The 19,935-nt window shown below is 48.5% G+C and carries 19 protein-coding genes; 5 read left to right on the top strand and 14 right to left on the bottom strand.

All coding sequences use genetic code 11. The annotated features are described in order from the left end of the window. The first annotated feature begins 29 nt into the window (after positions 1-29). Together IKG78_RS16300 and IKG78_RS16295 are read left to right on the top strand one after the other, a co-directional pair. On the top strand, positions 30-1,367 hold the full coding sequence (locus IKG78_RS16300) for a phenylacetate--CoA ligase (protein WP_290945427.1): 1,338 nt from the start codon (positions 30-32) through the stop codon (positions 1,365-1,367). A gap of 124 nt (positions 1,368-1,491) precedes the next feature. Then, a complete protein-coding gene (locus IKG78_RS16295) occupies positions 1,492-1,917 on the top strand; it encodes an ACT domain-containing protein (RefSeq protein ID WP_290945425.1) in 426 nt (141 codons plus the stop codon). Positions 1,918-2,128: 211 nt separating this feature from the next. On the opposite strand, the gene IKG78_RS16290 is transcribed toward IKG78_RS16295, so the two are convergent. The 10 genes from IKG78_RS16290 to cmk all read right to left on the bottom strand — a co-directional run bounded on the left by IKG78_RS16290 (position 2,129) and on the right by cmk (position 14,320). Beyond that, positions 2,129-3,364: a hypothetical protein gene (locus tag IKG78_RS16290; protein ID WP_290945423.1), complete on the bottom strand. Its 1,236-nt coding sequence runs from the start codon at positions 3,362-3,364 to the stop codon at positions 2,129-2,131. Positions 3,365-3,539: 175 nt separating this feature from the next. Next, positions 3,540-4,727, bottom strand: coding sequence for a hypothetical protein (locus IKG78_RS16285; RefSeq protein WP_290945421.1), 1,188 nt, complete (start codon positions 4,725-4,727; stop codon positions 3,540-3,542). Between the two features lie 23 nt (positions 4,728-4,750). Further along, positions 4,751-5,545: an ABC transporter ATP-binding protein gene (locus IKG78_RS16280; protein WP_290945419.1), complete on the bottom strand. Its 795-nt coding sequence runs from the start codon at positions 5,543-5,545 to the stop codon at positions 4,751-4,753. Between the two features lie 12 nt (positions 5,546-5,557). After that, complete coding sequence (locus tag IKG78_RS16275; protein ID WP_290945417.1) at positions 5,558-6,340, bottom strand: ABC transporter permease; 783 nt, start codon at positions 6,338-6,340, stop codon at positions 5,558-5,560. A 9-nt stretch (positions 6,341-6,349) separates the two neighbouring features. Next, positions 6,350-7,771, bottom strand: a complete 1,422-nt coding sequence (gene dnaB, locus IKG78_RS16270; RefSeq protein ID WP_290945415.1) for a replicative DNA helicase — start codon at positions 7,769-7,771, stop codon at positions 6,350-6,352. Between the two features lie 145 nt (positions 7,772-7,916). After that, the gene (locus IKG78_RS16265) at positions 7,917-8,876 is read right to left on the bottom strand and encodes a uracil-DNA glycosylase family protein (protein ID WP_290945413.1); all 960 of its coding nucleotides are present in this window, start codon (positions 8,874-8,876) and stop codon (positions 7,917-7,919) included. A gap of 9 nt (positions 8,877-8,885) precedes the next feature. Next, the gene (locus IKG78_RS16260) at positions 8,886-10,256 is read right to left on the bottom strand and encodes a bifunctional phosphopantothenoylcysteine decarboxylase/phosphopantothenate synthase (RefSeq protein WP_290945411.1); all 1,371 of its coding nucleotides are present in this window, start codon (positions 10,254-10,256) and stop codon (positions 8,886-8,888) included. A 109-nt stretch (positions 10,257-10,365) separates the two neighbouring features. Next, a complete protein-coding gene (locus IKG78_RS16255; protein WP_290945409.1) occupies positions 10,366-11,400 on the bottom strand; it encodes an acyltransferase family protein in 1,035 nt (344 codons plus the stop codon). Positions 11,401-11,732: 332 nt separating this feature from the next. Further along, positions 11,733-13,502: a 30S ribosomal protein S1 gene (gene rpsA / locus IKG78_RS16250; protein ID WP_290945407.1), complete on the bottom strand. Its 1,770-nt coding sequence runs from the start codon at positions 13,500-13,502 to the stop codon at positions 11,733-11,735. 149 nt (positions 13,503-13,651) lie between these two features. Continuing rightward, a complete protein-coding gene (cmk, locus tag IKG78_RS16245) occupies positions 13,652-14,320 on the bottom strand; it encodes a (d)CMP kinase (RefSeq protein WP_290945405.1) in 669 nt (222 codons plus the stop codon). 31 nt (positions 14,321-14,351) lie between these two features. Between cmk and IKG78_RS16240 the strand changes: the two genes are divergently transcribed. Then, positions 14,352-14,483 (top strand): hypothetical protein, encoded by a 132-nt coding sequence (locus IKG78_RS16240; RefSeq protein WP_290945403.1) that lies wholly within the window; start codon positions 14,352-14,354, stop codon positions 14,481-14,483. Positions 14,484-14,514: 31 nt separating this feature from the next. Here IKG78_RS16240 and IKG78_RS16235 read toward each other — a convergent pair whose 3' ends face one another. Then, positions 14,515-15,012: a hypothetical protein gene (locus tag IKG78_RS16235; protein WP_290945401.1), complete on the bottom strand. Its 498-nt coding sequence runs from the start codon at positions 15,010-15,012 to the stop codon at positions 14,515-14,517. An 80-nt stretch (positions 15,013-15,092) separates the two neighbouring features. Next, positions 15,093-15,701 carry a hypothetical protein gene (locus IKG78_RS16230; protein WP_290945399.1) on the bottom strand — a complete coding sequence of 203 codons (609 nt, stop codon included), beginning with the start codon at positions 15,699-15,701 and terminating at the stop codon, positions 15,093-15,095. 149 nt (positions 15,702-15,850) lie between these two features. Between IKG78_RS16230 and IKG78_RS16225 the strand changes: the two genes are divergently transcribed. After that, the gene (locus IKG78_RS16225; RefSeq protein ID WP_290945397.1) at positions 15,851-17,068 is read left to right on the top strand and encodes a TraB/GumN family protein; all 1,218 of its coding nucleotides are present in this window, start codon (positions 15,851-15,853) and stop codon (positions 17,066-17,068) included. Between the two features lie 27 nt (positions 17,069-17,095). Here IKG78_RS16225 and IKG78_RS16220 read toward each other — a convergent pair whose 3' ends face one another. Next, complete coding sequence (locus IKG78_RS16220) at positions 17,096-17,734, bottom strand: fibrobacter succinogenes major paralogous domain-containing protein (protein WP_290945395.1); 639 nt, start codon at positions 17,732-17,734, stop codon at positions 17,096-17,098. A gap of 100 nt (positions 17,735-17,834) precedes the next feature. After that, positions 17,835-18,731: a flavodoxin gene (locus tag IKG78_RS16215; protein ID WP_290945393.1), complete on the bottom strand. Its 897-nt coding sequence runs from the start codon at positions 18,729-18,731 to the stop codon at positions 17,835-17,837. Positions 18,732-19,437: 706 nt separating this feature from the next. On the opposite strand from IKG78_RS16215, the gene IKG78_RS16210 reads away from it, so the two are divergent. Beyond that, the gene (locus IKG78_RS16210; protein ID WP_290945391.1) at positions 19,438-19,908 is read left to right on the top strand and encodes a hypothetical protein; all 471 of its coding nucleotides are present in this window, start codon (positions 19,438-19,440) and stop codon (positions 19,906-19,908) included. Positions 19,909-19,935: the final 27 nt, after the last annotated feature.

Raw genomic sequence — 19,935 nt, 5'->3', positions numbered from 1 at the left:
TTTTAACTCAACCCTTATTGAAGGATATTATGCGCTCTACAGCTTGGAACGACGAAGAAAACAAAGTCCTGCCCGAAATGGCACTCGACTTTATGCCCGAAGAAAAATTACGCGAACTGCAGTTGCAGCGTCTGCGTGCAACCGTGAAACTCGCCTACGAAAAGGTTCCGCTGTTCCACGAACGCATGGTCGAAAAAGGCGTGACCCCCGACGACATCAAAACCTTGAAGGACATCGTGAAGATTCCGTTCTCCATGAAGAAGGACTTGCGCGACACTTATCCGTACGGTCTCTTTGCAGTCGATATGAGCGAAGTCGTGCGTTTGCATGCAAGCTCCGGCACTACCGGTAAGCCGATTGTCGTCGGTTATACCAAGGAAGACATGGAAGTCTGGGCCCAGGTCGTGAAGCGCGGCCTCCTCGCCTGCGGATTCCGCAGCACAGACATCGTGCAGAACTTCTACGGCTACGGTCTCTTTACAGGCGGCCTTGGCATCCACGGCGGTTTCGAAGCGCTCGGCGCCACAGTCGTGCCGATTAGCGGCGGCAACACCGAACGTCAGGTGATGCTCATGAAGGACTTTGGCGTGACCGCCGTCGGTGGCACTCCGAGCTACTTTGTCCGCATTATCGACGTGGCCGAAAAGATGGGCGTCGATATTTCGAAGCTCAAGGTCAAGCGCGGTATCTTCGGTGCAGAACCGTGGAGCGACGGCATGCGCGACTACATCGAAGAAAAGACGGGCATCAAGGCATACGACATTTACGGCCTTTCTGAAATTGTCGGACCGGGTGTCGGTTGCGAATGCGAATGCCGCGACGGCATCCACATTTTCGAAGACCACTTCTACCCCGAAATTGTTGACCCGGAAACGCTTGAACCGCTCCCGGACGGACAAGAAGGCGAACTCGTCATCAGCACGCTCAGCAAGCGCGCCATGCCGATTTTGCGCTACCGCACTCGTGACATCACCGCTATCGAAAATACGAAGTGCAAGTGCGGTCGCACCATCCGCCGCATCCGCCGCATTGGCCGCCGCAGCGATGACATGATCATCATGCGTGGCGTGAACGTGTTCCCGAGCCAGATCGAAACAGCACTCCTCCGCGCCGAAAAGGCTTTGCCGCACTACCAGATTGTGCTTGACACCAAGAACAACATGGACACGCTCGAAGTCAAGGTCGAAGTTTCCCGCGACATGGTGAGCGACTCCATGAGCGACATGGAACAGCTGAACAAGAAGTTCAAGCACTCCATTGAACAAATTCTCGGTATTTCCGTAATCGTTACGTTGTGCGAACCGGATTCGCTGCCGCGTAGCGAAGGCAAGGCCAAGAGAGTCATTGATAACAGGAAGAAGATTTAGCAGGAAGTGGTTAGTGATTAGTGGTTGGTGGTTAGAATTTACAAATGCGGCAAAGCCGCCCTGTTTACTAACCACTGCATACTAACCACTAATACCTAGCAACGTTTATACAAGGAGAAATTTTATGAAGATTCCACAAGTATCCGTATTCGTTACGAATCGTCCGGGCCGTCTCCAAGCAGTCTGCCGTTCATTGGCTGACGCAGGCATCAACCTTCTCTCGCTCACGCTTGCCGATTCCGGCGAATTCGGGCTTATCCGCCTTATCGTGAACGACTCGGAAAAGGCTGTCGATGTTCTCGCGAAATCCGGCCTCAGTGCAACCGTCACTGACGTTGTCGCATGCCCAGTCGAAGACAGAGTGGGTGGTCTCGCAGACCTCCTCGACGTTCTTGGCGACTTGCAGATTGACTACATGTACGCCTATCCGTCTGAATGCAAGACGGCGACGAACATCATGATTCTTCGATTCAGCGATACCGAAAAGGCTCTCGCCGTCTTGAACGAAAAGAAATTCAAGACGCTCAGCACCGAAGAAATGCTGGGGTAGTTATTGGTCAATGGTCATTAGTCAATGGGTGTTGGTCGTCGGCTAATGATTTTTGCAGAATGAACAGCTTACAACACGTCATACGGAGTGGCAACACCACGAAGTATCCAGTGATTTAAAGCAGCTAAACGTTTTATCGTTTAGCTGTTTTTATATGCAAAAGACCTCCCGATGGGGAGGCCTTTTAAAATTTTACGTTATACGCTTTTTATTAGCGAACACCGCATGTCAGCGGAACATCAATATCAAACATTAGAGTCGTACCGACAGGTATTCCACCAGCAATCACCTGAACTTCCTTATAATCTTGCCCACTAATAGGAACCTTATTAATGGTTCCGCTAAAGGCACCAGTCGAGGAATTTGCTTTTACACGATCAATCTTGCAGAATACATAACCATCATTATTTACATTCACAACAACAGCCGATGTACCCTTAGGCAAATCGATAGCACCAGCGCCTTGAGTCGTCGTAATTTGATATTCCGGACCGTCAGTAATCTTTACTGCAGGGCAAGTCTTTACTTCAATCACAGTATTGTCGTTGTTCTTGACCATGAGTTTCGGAACATATCCCTCATTTGCAGCGGTAAAGTTCTTGGTATATGAAGTATCACCCGGAACGCCATCCCACTCGTAAGAAAGAGTCAAACCGGCACCCGTAGTACAACCCGACACGGACCAAGACACATCCGGAGTTGCGGTAAAGTCCACCGACTTAGATGCACTCGTGCACTTGCAACCCGTAATTTTAGCGCCATTTACCTGAACAGGGTCGCAGTTAATACTAAAGGAACCCTTTGACGTTGCGAGAATAAGCGTTGCAGTATGCTGTCCAGATGTTGCATACAAGACGGTATCGCTCATAAACTTTGCACCTTTACCATCAAGTGCTTCAGGCGAACCACCAGGGGTTGACCACTTCAGCTGAGCAGAAAGCATGTCCGTTGTCTTCACAATTCCGCCCACAGTATATTTCCAAACGACAGGCTTACCCTGATCAACAATCGGTTCAAGCGGAGCACAGGTTCCACCACCTGTGTTACTAGGAGCTACAGACGAACTAGACACTTCCTTATATGGAGGCCTTGAACTAGACGAACCCGGGTCATAGATGAAAGAACTTGATGAACTAAGGTTAATTTCAAACGACGATGAAGACTGCTGCACCACCGAAGAAAATGTCGGAATAAATATCGAAGAACTCGATCTTGGTTTTGGAGCTACAGAAGAACTACTTACTACAGCACCTACAAAACATTCAGGGCAACTTTCACGAGTTATTGCCGAGGTAGCGAGACCCGTAATATCCTCTGGGTCAGTCTGAACAATCATAATACCATCGCTGCCCTCAAGATCAAACTTTACAATGTCTCCGCTTCCGCAAGCCCAAAAAGTTGTAGCTATACCCAAAGACATTAATCCTGCATAAATCTTTTTATTCATAAAAAACCTCTTAGCTGAAAAATAACATAAATCATGGCAATATGCAAATACTGTAAGCGTTTTTTATTAAGGATTTCCACAAAAAAACGCTCCAGAAAAAGCATCCGGAGCGTTTGTAAATTTAATTATACAGATTTTATTCATTTATGCAACAAAACGTTTCATAAGGTTGCAGCTAAAGGTCAATGAGTCCAATTGAAGATGACGATTTCGGGGCCGCCTTGGAAGAGCTTGACTTCGGTGCAGTCGAGGAAGAACTTTCTTCAGGTGGCGGCTCAGAAGCAGAGCTTGCAGCCTTCGCCTCGACAGTAAGGTACGGATCTCCATTCTCGTCAATGCCGCAATCAAGCATGCCCTGTCCTGCAAACTGCACCATCGGAGATTTTTGTCCCGGAGACGAATACGTTACAGTAATATTCGTGGCACCATTGCCTTGCTTTTGTCCAGAAACGAGCTTGCCATCTTTTCCAAGGTCACTCCAGTTATGGTAAGCCGAAAGAGCTCCACCAATAGAATCCGCGACAAACCATTCAACAGTATCGCCCACAAACACCTTCGACTTGCTTACAGCACAGTGACCTTCAGGTATGGCGCTAGACGAAGACCTCCCTGACGAGCTGCTCCTTCTGGCGGCAGACGAAGAGGATACCACAGAAGACGAAGAAATCGTTTCGCCCTCAACATGGACAACCACATTCCTACAGTCAACTTCCACATCGCCAAAAGTAAGCTCAGGCCCTAGCTTTGTGCCCTTCGACGTGAACTTCACCGTAATTTCAGGCAATCCGGAACCAGTGAGTTCGCCCTTCACAAGTCCATTTTCGACATCCTTAGCTTTATTCACGTCCTTCCATTCAAATTTGGCGGAATCAATGGAATTTTCCTCAGGCAGATAACGCCAGGTAACAGTATCCCCGACATACACAACATCAGGCGCGTCCAAAACGCACCAGCCAGAAACTTGCGGCCCCACCGAACTGCTAGAAACAGCCGAACTGGAAGAACGTTTCTTCGAGCTGCTGGATCTTACTCTACTCGAACTAGACACAGAACTGCTGGACTTGGGCTTACTCGAACTGGAAACGGCGCTAGAACTACTAGAGCGTTCTCTGCGTGAGCTGCTACTAGCATCCTCGGAGCTGCTACTAACAAGATAAACAGCGCTACAGCCATTTTTCTTGCCCTCCTTGCTTTCGCAGTAATTCATAAAGGCTTCTGCGACTTGGTAGGTACTAGCTTCGCCCATTTTGGTTTTCACCATTTCGTCCTGGTCATCGGCATATAAAACATCACCTTCACCACACGCCCACATGAACATCATTGCAGACGAGAAAATTAACGGCATTAAAAATGTTCTTTTCATATTATTCCCCATTTCTTTAAATTCTATTCCTGCGTTTCACCATCCACCGATATTTTACGTTGTCCAGTAATGAACTGGTGCACGTAAGGATTGCTTGTATTTTTGATTTCTTCGACAGTACCGACTTCGATAATGCGACCGTTCAAGAGCATCGCAATTCGATCGGCCACCTTGAACGCGCTCACCATGTCATGCGTCACTACGACTGACGTAACGCCGAGCTTGCTCTGCATATCGAGAATAAGGTCATTAATGACGTCACTCGTAATCGGGTCAAGGCCGGTCGTCGGTTCATCGTACAAAAGAATTTCAGGATTCAAGGCTATCGCTCTTGCAAGCGCCACACGTTTGCGCATGCCCCCCGAAAGTTCCGACGGCATCTTTGTACGGAATGACGGCACCAAGTTTATCAACTTGAGTTTTTCTGTCACTACGTCCTGAATTTCCTTTTCGGACATTTCAGGATGGTGTTCGCGGAGCGCAAAAGCGATATTCTCGCCTGTGTCCATGGAGTCGAACAAGGCTCCCATTTGGAACAACATTCCCATTTTTCGACGAATCGTTCGCGTATCGAAAAACTGCGGAGTACTAATCGTCACGCCATCGACAGTCACTTCACCGCCATCCGGCTGTAGCAGTCCAATCATGTGCTTCAAGATAACAGACTTACCGCCACCGGACTTTCCGATGATGACCATCGTTTCGCCACGGCGAATATCCAAGTTCACGTCTTCGAGAACGGTCTGAGGTCCAAAGGACTTTTTAAGACCTTTGAGTCGGATGGCGATATCGTTCGGATCGATTTTTACATTCGGCATAAACTAAGACCTCTAGAAGAACATGAACGCATCAAGAATAAAGTCAGAAACCAAAATCATAAGGCAACTCGAAACAACAACGCTCATCGTTGCAAGGCCCACGCCATGAGCCCCCGCCTTGGAATGCGTCCCGTGGTAGTATGCGAGCACAAAGATGATCGTTCCAAACACAACAGACTTGATAATCCCCGCCCACAAGTCCATATTGCTGAACAAGTATTGCATACCCGTAGAATACGTGTAGGTCGTGATATCAAGCGCAAGCACACAAACTATCCAGCCGCCAATCAACGCCAGAGCATTGGAAATGGCAGTCAAGCACGGAATCATCGTCAAGAAGGCAAAGAACCTCGGCATCGCGAGGTAGCGGTACGGGTCTAGCCCAAGCACCACGTATGCAGCAAGTTCTTCCTTTTCTTTCATGGAACCGATTTCTGCGGCAACAGCACTGCCCACGCGTCCCGAAAGCACGATTGCCGTAAGCAAAGGGCCCAGTTCAATGAGCACCATCTTGCATGCCGCCGTCCCCACAAACTTGTCCGAGACGAGATTGTGGAATTCAAACTCTGCCATGATAGTCGCGACCATGCCTGTAAAGATGGAGGTCACGAACAAAAGCGGAAGCGATGAAACTCCCACGGAAATCATTTCCTTGACAATCAATGCAGGATTTTTATGTACAAAGCGGAACTGCTTGAGCGTGATAAGCAAAATGCAAATGCACTCGCCCACTGCGGCGATCGCATCGACAATTACTTGTCCAATCCAATGTATAGGTTTCAGAATCAATGGCATCGTCACCTCTTAAAATTCACCGAAATCGGCGACCTGCGGTCCGCCGCCATCGTCATCTGAACCATACTGATAAGCTTCGTCGCCTTCACCGCCCTGCTGCTCCGTCGCATCGTAGAACGTCGTGTATTCCGGCACGAAACTCATGTCAATATCCTTCACGGAACCGTTACGGTGCTTTGCCACAATGAGACGTGCCTTGTAGCGGTCTTCGTCCTTGTGCGTCTGGACGAACTCGCGTTCCACGAACCACACCATGTCGGCGTCCTGTTCGATAGAACCGGATTCACGCAAGTCCGAAAGCTGCGGGCGTTCGCGGCCTTTTTCTTCGACCTTACGACTGAGCTGAGCAAGCGCGATGACCGGGATTTGCAGTTCCTTCGCGAGAATTTTTAAGCCACGGGAAATCGCACCGATAGCGACGGCACGGTTTTCTTCTTTGCCGGTTTTCATCAACTGCAAGTAGTCGATGATGAGCAAGTCAAGGTGGCCCTTATGCTTGAGCTGGCGCGCCTTGCTCATGAGTTCCATGATGCCAAGGTCGGCGTTGTCATCGACGAACAGCGGAGACTGGTTAATCGGAGTCACCGCGGCGATGAGTTTTTTCATCTCGTCGTGATTGAGCTTGCCATTGCGGAGACGGCTCTGATCGACTTGAGCCTGCGAGCACAGCAGACGCTGTGCAAGCTGCATGCCGTCCATTTCGAGGCTGAAGAATGCTACGTTCTTCCCGAATTTGATGGCGGCGTTTGCAGCGACCGTGAGCGCAAAAGATGTTTTTCCGACACCAGGGCGTGCGGCCAAGATAATCAAATCGGAATTCTGGAGACCGTTCGTAAGTTCATCGAGTTCCGTGATGCCCGTCGGCACGCCTGTCATGCCGTCTTTGCGGTTGTTGAGGCGTTCCAGAAGCGGAGCCACAAAGTTGTCGATAGACTTGAGGGTGTTGCGCACTTGGTTATCGGCAATTGCAAAGATGTCGCGTTCTGCATCCTGCAAAACGTTATCCGGCGTAGAAGACGGATCCATCGACTTGCGGATAATTTCAGAAGACGTACGGATAAGCTTGCGGAGCACCGCCTTGCTGCGGAGATGTTCCAACTGCCACGGTACATTCGCCGACGACGCAACGGACTCCATTAATTCAAAGATGTATTCACGGCCACCGACAAGGTCAAGCTTACCCATCTTCGTGAGTTCCGCAGAAAGCGTCACAGGATCAATGGGAGTCACCGCCTTGTTCAAGCTGCAAAGGGCATTCCAAATCAGCTGATGGCGTTCCATGTAGAAGAAATCATCGTCCGTAATGGCCATCACCGCGACGCCCATCACTTCGGGATCGCGCAAAATACCGCCCAACAGGCAACGCTCCGCCTCGACATCGGCGGGCATTTGGCGGCCATCAAACGACTTTGACGAATTTTCTTCTGACATACTATAAAAACCTACTAAAATATAACAATATTATGTTACGAGGAACTTTCGATAAAGCACCCTAGAGAGCCAAAACAATGGCATGTGTATCGCGATGTGTGCGATTTCGCACAGTTCCGACAAAGACTTGATCAGAGCCAAGCCATTATTTTGCAGTAAAGAGGCCGCTACGCGGGATATGCACCTTCCACGTCAGCCATTTGAGTTGTTTGTCGCTCGTCATTGCATATGCATCGACTAGCGAAACCGTCTTTGTGCCGTTGAAATCAAGCGCCGTACCGGCGAGATCGTTGAAGTTTTTGCCTTTGCTGAACACGTCATAGAAAAGCGGTTCGCCAAAGGTTATCATGATTTCGGGCGCGATAAAGGAAAGTTCCTTTGTCAGCATTCGACGGAGCGAGGCAAGCAGAATCGGAGAGAGCGCTCGCGGTGCATCCTTGTAGAAATACGTGATGCCCAGCGTTTCCGGGGCGTAGCCAAGACTTGCAAACAAACGAGAAATCATTTCACCTGTGGGCGACTTGAAAAAAATGCCCGTCAGCTCGCCCGGCTTGGGGGCGGCAAGCAAAATCAAGAGACGCGGGTGTTCCGGGCCTTCGTAACGAACAACGTTTGCTGCACGCGCGTAAAGGGCGTCTGTCTTGAGCGCATCGTAGAAAGCGTTGAGAGAATCGGCGAGTTCGTAAGCGGCAGTCGTTTTTTTAACTGCACGCGGAGCGATTGTCATCGCGGCATCGGCTGTAGGCTTTGGAGCCGGGCGCGGCTGCGGAGCTGCAGGTTGTGCAGGAGTCGCGAAAGGGGCCGGTTGCTGGAATGCGGACTGCGTAGGCGCTTGAGTCGCGAATGACGCGGGCTGTTGGAAAGCGGACTGCGCGGAATTCGGGAACGGTGCGGACGAAGCGGCGGGAGTCGCAAAAGCAGGTTTCGGAGGCGTGAACGCAGGACGCGACATTTGCGGCATCGGATTTGACGGACGGGATGCGCTAACAGCGGACTTTTTGCGGGTCAATGTCCACGGCTCGTCGAAAAGCAAGTCCGCCTCGCCCATGTCAATTTGGCCTTGCAGATACTTGCGAAGTTCGCTAAAATTCAATTCTTCGGGCATGTCCATCCTCTAAACGTTCTTTAACTGGTCCAGCGTAAAATCTACAATTTCTTGAGCGAGATCGATTTTAGAACCCAACTTCATTTCGGGAATTTCAATGCAAGGTGCATCGCCAGATTCGACGTGTTTCGCAGTAGCAAGATTCGCGCGGATCAAAGTGTAACGCACTTCATCAAAACCAAAACCGCTGTTTGCGGCCACGGGAGCGTTGAGGAGGAGCGCATCGGCACCACTTTTCTTGAGTTTTTCTGCGGCATGTTCCTTGAAATGATCAGTTTCAAGCGCAAAACCGATAATCACTTGGTCAGCGCGTTTTTGAGCCACACTGTCGCGCAAGATGTTCGGATTCGGTTCCAGTTCCAGAATGAGCTGGCTGCGACTATCCTTGATTTTCTCGGTGGCGGCAACCTTCGGACGGTAATCGGCCACGGCGGCACAATGCACAAGCACATCGGCGTTTTTCATCTGTTCGAGAACTGCCTTGTGCATGTCGCAAGCACTTTTAATTTTCGTCACGTGGACAGCACCCGGGAATTCCGCTTCCATCGGGCCCGCGACAACGCTCACATCAAAGCCGTTCGCAAGGAACGTCGCCGCAATAGCGACCGCAGTTTTTCCGCTACTGCGATTGCTGATGTAGCGTACCGGGTCAATCGCTTCTTCGGTGCGACCAGCCGTGATAAGGACGCGAGGAACAGAGGACGTGGCTTCGATTTGGGCAAATGCGGGAAAATCCTGCAAGGCGGTTTCTTGAAGGTACTGCGCGGCTGGAGATTGCGCTGCGCAAGATTTGACTGGACCCTTCGTTTCACTCAGGGTGACGGATTCGTTCAGGATGACACTGCTTGCTTCCAAATAGGCGACGATTTCGGCGGGGTCGAGGAGGCGACCTTTGCCGACTTCGCCGCAGGCAAGCTCGCCCGCCGGACTGTCCATCACAAACGTATTTTCAAAACTGCGGAGCGTTTCGAGATTGCGCTTGACCGCCGGAGAATTGTACATCGCGACATTCATCGCAGGGGCGATAAAACGCGGACCCGTACAGCTCATAAAGCAAAGACTCACTGGGTCATCCGCAATGCCATAGACAAACTTTCCAATGACATTTGCTGTCGCCGGAACGACGAGATAAAGGTCGGCCCAACGCGGAAAATCTATATGCTGGAACGGGCGCGCTTCGACGGCACCATTTTTAAGGTAAACGGGACACTTAGAGAGGCTTGCAAATGTAAGCGGAGCGACAAACTGCGTCGCGGCTTCGGTCATGCAGACGCGTACTTCCGCGCCCTTCTTTTGCAACAGGCGCAACAGCTCACAGCTCTTGTAAGCGGCAATTCCGCCCGAGACTCCAAGAAGAATTTTCTTTCCAGCGAGATTCATGGAATGCAAGATAGAAAAATAACGAGAAATAGCTTAGTTAATAGTCATTGGTCAATAGTCATTGGCCAACCTTAATCCGAGGTGACAAAGCGTAAAAATCAGAATTCTATTACAAACTTTTAACTTTTTTCCCAGCAAGCCAAGGAATAAAGCGATTGATAAACAAAATTACGGGAACAAGGATGGTGAGCGTCGCGATAGTCATTGCAAGGCCCGCGGCTAGCGAAGTTTCTAGAATTTCAGGGGGCACATGCAACACTTTAAAGAGTACACCTCGTAAAAGACTCTGAACAATCATATGTAACGCAAAAATCGTCAGCGTATTCTGTCCTACAAAATTTAGGATAACATTATTTTTTAGAATTTTTGAAAAAGCGACTAACGTTAATAATCCAGAATGAATCATCACTGTATGCATCAACAAAAATAGGGTATCCGTATTTTCACGAACAATAAACGCAAAGCCAAATACAAAAGCGGAAGCAACAAAAGCAATCACATTTCGCTTTGTAGAACAAAGGATCTTATCCGTAACATTCCATTTCGAAATCACATACCCTAGAGCAAGGAAATAAAGGCAAAAAGGGATTTGATCGATATTCCAAAACAAATGCGGCAGTTGAAGTTTTTCCATATATGTTATATAAAAGAGTCCGGGAACATATAGAACTATTACCAAAAAAGCCATCAAAATATTTTTCCGCAAACGAAGCAGTCCCCAAAAGCAAAGTTCCGTCATGAAAAGACATGTCAAGAACCAAAGCGGAGTCACAAAAAATTCGCTGTTCGTTCCACATAAAATCTGCAACAAGACATCTAGTGGCGAAGCATCCGTCTGGAACGACATGCCAAAATTACAACGGACAAAGAACCAAAATGCAAAGAGAATTGCCGAAAATCCAAAGTAAGGAACAACAAGCGCACGACTCTTTTTTCGGACTAATTTCGTAAAAGGAACATTCGCAGAACGATCAAAAGTGAACCCCGAAAGAAAAAAGAACGCAGGCATGACAAACGAAAAAATTATTTCGTTGACAAGGTATATTGATTGAACATGTCCTAGTGCAACCAAACTAATAGCAAGGGCCTTGCAGTTGTCTATCCAAACGATGCGTTTTGTGATGCGTGATTTTTGAAATTCCATACAACAATAATATAAAATTTATATGCATTTCAAGATGTGTATGGCAACCCCGGCACTAAGGCCGAGGTGACAACGTAGAATGGATGTGTCCGGCGACCCCGTCCACATTCGCGGATCATGACCACATAAGCGTCAAAGCGCAAGTGGTCAAAGAGAATAAAATCCGAGGTGACAAAAAAAGAAACCCCGCGAGTGAACGCGGGATTCCTTTTAAGCTTGTGAAGATGTTGGTTAGCAGTTTCGAGATTTAACTAGATCCTTCGACTTCGTGCTACGCACTTCGCTCAGGATGACACGTTCTATCTACTTTCTACTGCCAGTTTCCAACTAAATTAAGCTTCTTCTTCAGACTTTTCAGCCTTCTTCTTGGAAGCCTTCTTCTTCGGAGCAACAGCTTCGCCAATCGTGGTGCCGTTTTCGCCCGGCTTGTGGGAGTCCATCCAAGCCTTGAGTTCAGCGGATTCACGGTTCTTGAAGTAGTCAACAACGGAGAGGTAGATCTTGCGGTTGTTCTGATCGATTTCGGTCACGACAGCCGGAACTTCGTCGCCAACCTTGAATGCATCGGCCGGAACCTTGATGTATTCAGCGGTGAGCTTGGAGACCGGGATGAAGCCTTCGATACCGTCAGCGAGTTCAACCACGACGCCGCGGTCGAGCATGCGAACGATCTTGCCCTTGACTTCAGAGTCAACCGGGTAGGTGGAATCAATAGAATCCCACGGGTCTTCGGTGAGGTGCTTCATGGAGAGAGAAATGCGGCGCTTTTCCTTATCGACGGCGAGAACGACGCATTCAACCTTGTCACCCTTCTTGACCATTTCGTTCGGGTGGGTGATCTTCTTGGTCCAGGACATGTCAGAGACGTGGATGAGGCCATCAACACCTTCCTTGATTTCGACGAATGCGCCGAAGGAAGCGATGTTGCGGATTTCACCGACGACGCGTGCGCCCGGCGGAAGTTCGGTTTCGATAGAATCCCACGGATCAGATTCGAGCTGCTTCATGCCGAGAGAGATACGTTCTGCATCTTCTTCAACCTTGAGAACGACAGCTTCAACTTCCTGACCGACGGTGAGGATTTTGGACGGGTGCTTGACGTGCTGGGTCCAGGACATTTCAGAAACGTGGATGAGACCTTCAACACCGCTGTCGAGTTCAACGAATGCACCGTAATCCGTGATGGAAACAACCTTACCCTTAACAATAGCGCCTTCCGGATAACGTTCGGCGATATCCTTCCACGGATGCGGCTTAAGCTGCTTCATGCCGAGAGAGATGCGTTCCTTCTTGTCGTTGAAGTCGAGAACCATGACTTCGACTTCCTGGCCGAGCTGGAGCATTTCGGACGGGTGGTTGATGCGCTTGTAGCTCATGTCGGTGATGTGGAGGAGGCCATCTACGCCGCCAAGGTCGATGAATGCACCGAAGTCGGTGATGTTCTTGACGATACCCTTGCGGACCTGGTTCTTCTCGAGAGTTTCGAGAACGTCGCCACGCTGCTTGTTGCGTTCTTCTTCGAGAACAACACGGCGAGAAACGACGATGTTGCGACGAGCCTTGTTGACCTTGATAACCTTGAGGTCGAAGTCCTGACCGATAAGAGCGTTGATGTCCGGAATCTGACGGAGGTCGATCTGAGAGCCCGGGAGGAAGGCATCGATACCAAAGAGATCGACGACAACGCCGCCCTTGATGCGCTTCGTGAGAGTGCCGCGTACGACTTCGTTGTTTTCGAATGCAGCGTGGATGCGATCCCACACGCGAACGAAGTCAGCCTTCTGCTTGGAGAGGATGAGGCGACCGTCTTCGTCTTCGAGCTTTTCGACGAACACTTCGATTTCGGAACCGAGTTCGAGAGAATCAGTATCCTTGAATTCGGCGCGATCAATAACGCCTTCGGACTTGTAGTTCACGTCGACGAGAACTTCCTGTTCGTTCACCTGGCTGATCTTGCCCGTGACGAGCTTGCCCTGTTCGAGGCAGCCCATGCCGGCATAGACGTCAGCGTTGGCCTTGCGGAAGTCCGGGGAGCATTCACCCTGAGCGGCGAGAATTTCTTCGAGATCTTCTCGAGTTCCGAATTTGAGATTTTGAGACATATTGTTTGTTTCTTTTGCAGGAGAAGATATTTAGTGGTTAGTGGTTAGTGGTTAGTGGTTGGTGGTTAGTGAAAACCAACTCTAGACTAAGGAAGCTAATCAGATTAAATACATACTCCTGTTGATTGTTGTGGTTAAAAGACTCAGGGCTACGCCACTACACCTACGTAGTCGAGAATCTTTTGAACCTGTTGTTCGATTGAGATGTGTGTAGTGTCAATTTCAATAGCATCGTCCGCCTTCTTTAACGGGGCGGTCGCACGAGAGGAGTCCAAGCGGTCGCGTTCGACCAAGTTGTTGAGGACTTCTTCGAGGGTAACTTTTTCGCCTTTTTCAAGGAGTTCCTTGTAGCGGCGTTCAGCGCGGACCTTCACGTCCGTCACCATGAAAAACTTGTACTTCGCATCGGGGAATACGACAGTTCCGATGTCGCGGCCATCCAAAATGCAGCTCTGCTTCTTGCCGATTTCGCGCTGCTGCTTGGTCATTGCGGCACGGACCGACGGGAGGGCACAGTAGATGCTCACGTTGCTCGATACGCGCATGCCACGGATTTCGCTTTCACGGGAAACGCCGTTGATAAGCACGTGGTTTTCGGAGTCGAACCCGAGTGTGAGGTTAGAGAGCAATTCGTCCATAGCCGGGCCTTCTTCAGCAGCGAGACCGGCATCGAGGGCGGCGAGCGTCACGGCGCGGTACATCGCACCTGTGTCGAGGTAGGTAATGCCCAATTTCTTTGCAATAAGCTTTGCGGTGGTACTCTTGCCTGTGCCAGAGCCCCCATCAAGGGCGATAACAAAATTTTCCGAATTACTCATGAGTGCGAGCAAATATAGAAAAAGACGACAAATGCGTAAAGCCGAATACCGCGACCAAGCTTGCTTGGGCATGGTTGAGGCTAGCATTTGGTACTTGAGCGAAGCGAAAGTACAAAGACGAGAGAATGAAGTCAAAAATAAGGCTTTTTCAACTATCGACTAATGACCATTGACCAATAACTAACGACTAATGACTAGTAATAATAATCAGTGGGGCGATCGTAATAATAATAGTTGGCGTAGCCTTCGTAGGTATCTATATAGATAAATTCGAGACCGTCGGTATAGACTATATACCTTTCATCGTCTCCCGGGAATTCATAAAAGCGGTCACCGCCATCAAATCGCTCAAAATATTCATCAGGGTCGTAATACGAGCATTCGTCATCGATACAGAACGTTGCAAAACCATCGTAAGTAATCCGTACATCGACACTCAACGAAGGAGACAAGATATAAGGAAATCCGCAATTATACGACTGCCCAAAAGCATCGTAGCGGCAATCTTCACCATAGTAGTAATAGAATCGGTTATAGAAAGAACGGCTGACTCCGCCACCAGAACCACCACCGTATCCGCCACCGCCTGAACCACCGTACCCGCCATCGTCTGGACCAACACTCAAATCCGGCCCGCAAGCCACTAAGGCAAAAGCAATCAGCAACAAAGGCAAAGCACAAAAACGCTTCATAGTCACTCCTAAAAAAATAATCCCCAAGCCAGAGCCGGGGATTACAATCTACAAAAATAAATTAACAAAAGCCAACAGGATTACTTACCGTAAGCACCATTGTAAGACTCGACCGAGCCATTATCACGAGTAGCTTCCGGGGCAAGGAGTTCACCGGTGCTGCCGTACTTGCGCTTTTCGTCGTCCGTGAGGCGGTTCGTGAGAACTTCAACCTGCGGTTCCTGATTAGCGTTAGCTTCTTCTTCCATGAGAATCTTCTGCCCTTCTTCAAGACGGCGCTTGATGCGGTCTTCTTCCATCTGCTTCAAGTTCCTGCCCACCTGAGCCTGTTCTTCAGAAACCCTGTAACGTTCGTTGGATTCATCCATCACAGCCTTGATGCCCACGAGACGCCCCTCGGAGTCCAGCGAGAGATTCGACGACCTGCGGAGCGTAGAGAGCGGGAGACGATTTGCAGCCGTCTGGTATTCCGGCAAGAACTCATAGCCGTCCGACGTACCGATAGCCATGGCTTCACTCGGAGTCACATAGCCCAAAGCTTCTTGCCAACGAGAACTCTGGACGCTAGAGGTAAACGACACCAGCGTTTCATCCAAGCTGTAAACTTCTTCGTTCCCCTTCGGAGCGTTACCCGCGCAACCCCAAAGGAATATACTTACTACGGATAAAAGAGCAAAAAGTTTTTTCATGAGAACTCCTCCTAAAAAAATTTCATTAGAAATATAAACAATTTAAAACATACATTTTATTTAAGTTATTACTTTTTTTGCATAAAAAGAACCCAAATCAAACGATAGTGGAAAAAATTCCCTCTCATTTTCTACATTACCACCACTGTATGAACGAATCTAATACTCAGTCTGTTGAAAACGCGGAACCCATGCCGGGAGAAAAGTCCGACGTCTATCGCATCCACACCAAGGACAATAGAGAAATCATCCTCGTGGGGACCGCACACATTTCGCAAATTTCCAAGGACCTCGTCCACGAGACCATCGAAAACGAATCACCGGATACCGTCTGCGTTGAACTCGACGAAGGACGTTACAAGTCTATCCAAGACCCAGACCGCTGGAAAAATACAGACCTGAAAGAAGTTATCAAGAAAAAACAACTGGCGACCCTTATCGCGAACCTCGTGCTCGGTTCGTACCAAAAACGCATGGGAGCACAGACCGGAGTAAAACCTGGGGCCGAACTCAAGGAAGCGGTCGATATCGCCAACAGCAAAAACATTCCTCTGGTGCTCGCCGACCGCGACATCAAGATTACGCTACGCCGCACATGGGCATGCACTCCGTGGTACCGCAAGTTTAACTTGCTCGGCGGGTTGTTCACAAGTATTTTTGACAAAACCGAAATCAACGAAGAAGAACTCCAGAAGATCAAGGAGAAGGACGCTCTCAACTCCATGATGCAGGAATTCGGCAAGAGTTTCCCCGAAGTGAAACAAGTGCTGATTGACGAACGAGACCAATTCCTCGCCAGCAAGATCAAGAACGCACAAGGAAACAAGGTCGTCGCTGTAGTCGGAGCTGGTCACATGCGCGGCATCGCAAGCATTATCGAAGACGACAAGGAACTGCCAAGCGAGGAGTCTATTTCCATTATTCCAAAGGGCACATCGCTTTGGACTATTCTCGGTTGGACTATCACGCTCGCCATTATCGCAAGCATTGTTCTAATTGGTTATGTTGCAGGAATCGAAAAAGCCGGCCAACTCAGTCTGCAGTGGGCAATGTACACTGGCGGGGGCGCCATGCTTGGAGCGATCATCGCTGGCGGCCATCCGCTGACCATACTTGTAGCGCTGGTCATGGCTCCGTTCACAGGCCTCACTCCGCTAATCGGAGTCGGGTTTTTCACTGCACTCACGCAAGCCTATGTGAGGCCGCCTCGCGTGTCTGAAATGGAAACGCTCTCCGATGACATTTGGCAAGTCCGGCACTGGTGGAAGAACCGCGTGACACGCGTCATCCTCTGTTTCCTTTGTCCTGGATTTCCCGCCATCATCGGAAAAATTCTCGCGATATTCAAGATATACCAGGCATTCTAGTTCGATAGAATTAGTTTGTTCAAAATTTTATTGAACGCACCTTACAGAGAATCCGAACTTTTTCGGTTTCATCATATAACTGAAGCCCATTGACTTTGACGACAAGTACCACACGGAGGCTTTATCGCCTTCGACATCGGCACTCCAGAAAAACGCGAACTTGTTTTCGTTGCCGTATGTTTCGTCGTCGAACATATTGCCTGCGGGCATTGCACTGAACTTGAGCGAATCGTTTCCATTCGTCTCGCCAGACCAGCCGTAACTAGCTTTGATGAGGTAGCCTGCATTGAAATCTCCGCCAGCAGCTTTCCACAAGCTTTCAAATTCTTCGTTTGTCGGCAAATGGAATCCATCAGGGCAAGCGACCTTTGCCGCCTCCCACGTATAGAGCCGCCCATAAACCATGCAATTATCTTCATCTTCCCTATAGCAGGTGCTGCCGGGCACATTGTAATTTAAGTTGTCCGCCATCCAAGTGCGGTCAGCTATTTTGACGGTGCGGTATTTTTGCTTATCGCGAGAGTCTTTAAGTTCTTGCTTGTTTGCTTTGGGAGCGGCAAGAGATGTGCTGGAAGCGACAAGTGCTATTACAAGAGCTGATGATAGATAATTCATATTCAAGTTTTTAAGGGAGATGCCCGACCAAGTCGGGCATGACAAATTCATGAAGGTAGCTCAATTAATGGCAGAGTCAGTGCGGACAGATGGCGGCACTTCGGCAAGCTCAGTGACCTTAGTCCGCCATGACCGCCATCTATTTTCGACTTTACTTTTCCACACCGATGAGCTGGGCTTCGCCACGTCCCGGGAGCGGCTTGAAAATTTTAACGTTCGTCTGCACCGTAGGACCGCCAAAAGCGTTCATTTCGCAGACAAAGAGGTAGTTCATGCCAGCCACCACTTGCGAAGATACGCTGAGCGGCTTCAAGCCTAAGTAAGCATAATCCTTCGTGCCTTCGGCAAATGCAGCAGAATCTTCAGCCGTGAGCGGACGCTGTTCCGAAAAACCGCCCATCAGCATTTCTTCGGTCGCTCCCGTTTCGAGATTTCCGAAGAACGCAGCGACTTCGGCCTTAGCCGTTTCGACACCGCCTTCGGCGTTGATTCGCTTGTTAGAAATCCCATAAGCGAGCGTCACGTTGGCGTTCGGTTCAAGCGTCTTGAGTTCTTCCGAGCTCGCCTTGCGACCGCCGCTGCCGTATGTGCAGAACGGCACAACGACTTTACCGCTCAAATCGTTCGCTTCGAGGAACGTGTAAATCGGCGGAGTGAACGTCCCGAACATAATCGGATAGCCAAGGAACACGGTATCGTACTTGTCAACGTTGAGTTTTGCATTCACGAGAGCGGGCCACTGTTTGCTTTCGCGTTCGGCACGGACTTCGGCAATCGTGCTGTCATAAGTCGAGGGGAAAGGCTTCACCAGCAGGAGTTCAAAATCATCGGCATGGCGGGCTTCCTTGATAACTTGTGCTAATTTTTTGGTCGCACCCGTCTGCGAGAAATAAACGACCACAGACTTGGACGTTTGCGCAGCAACTTCGGCTCCACCTTCAGACAGCGACTTCGAAAGTGCAGCTTCCTGCTTGTTGCAAGCAGAGAACATCGCCGATGCGGCAAATACCGTCGACACTGCAAGAGTAAATTTCAAGGAATGGGACATAAAGACCTCCAAGTTAAACTTTTCAATGAAAAAGATATTTATTTTTTAAAAGGAGGAGTTCCATGGAATTTATAATCATTGCCTTATTGCTCGGTTTTATAATGTTCATCATTACATTCGGGCTTGCATGGTTCATAACAAAAAAAGAAAGACATGCATCCAAGTTAGAGCAAAATCAGAATTTACTTGTTCAATTTCAAAAAACTGCCAAAGGGTTCAAGATTACCACAATCACATCCGTCTGCCTCCCCCTGCTATTGCTCTTCCCATTTCTATTCGATAAACCAACACACTCTAGCGCAGACGACCTTCTTGTATTCTTCATTTTTTTATCTATAGAAATACTCATTCCATCACTTTGTTGCATTCCTAGCTACAATTACCTTTTCAGCACAGTCGACAACACGAAAGTCTTTTACATTCTACTCATTCCATTCATTCACATTTTCTTGACAGGAATCTTTTTGACTCTAGTAGGCGGCGGTTTTCTCGGAATATTTCTCATAATTCCATACGTAATTATTTTAGCCGTAATGGCAAGAATTTTGTATTTTAAAAGAAAACAGTTTAACGCAAAACAGACCGACTAGTTCAAAGAATTTCTATGTATTTAAGTTCCGATTTACGTGCCGTTTTATTTTTCGCAATGATAACGTTTCCGGTGGTATTGTTCATAATCGCAATTCACATTTTCATCGTGCGACGGATGACAAAAAAAGAAAGGCAAGAGATTCGGCTTCCTCAGAATAAAAATTTTTGGATTCAATGCAAAAAAGCCGCGTTAGGATTCAAGATAGCCACAGTATTATTTGGAGCCGCTCATTACTTATTTTTGTTACCGATCGTCAACGATGATGATTTTGGGGCTGCGGTCATCTTTTTTGAGATTTTCGCTCTTTCCACAATCATATTTGCGTCATCGTTATCAAGCATATACTGTTACAATTTTCTCTTTTTCGTAAACAGAGAAAAAGCCACCCAGATTCTGCTTGTTCCAGTAACCTTAGCAATCCTCATAGATGCTTTATTTTCCGTACTTTATGCAATTGCTCTAAACATAGATAACATACTTTCGCTTATTATTATTCCTTGCACAATCATCTTTTGCATCATCATAATGGCAAAAATTTTATCTAAAAAAAGAAAGCGTTTTTACGCAAAGCAGGGCAACCAGTAAAAAGGAATCCAATGGAAAATTTTTCAA

It is taken from the genome of Fibrobacter sp., from assembly GCF_017545445.1.
GTDB lineage: Bacteria > Fibrobacterota > Fibrobacteria > Fibrobacterales > Fibrobacteraceae > Fibrobacter.
Note: the sequence above shows the minus strand (reverse complement) of the source record. Positions and strands in the feature narration are given on the sequence as shown.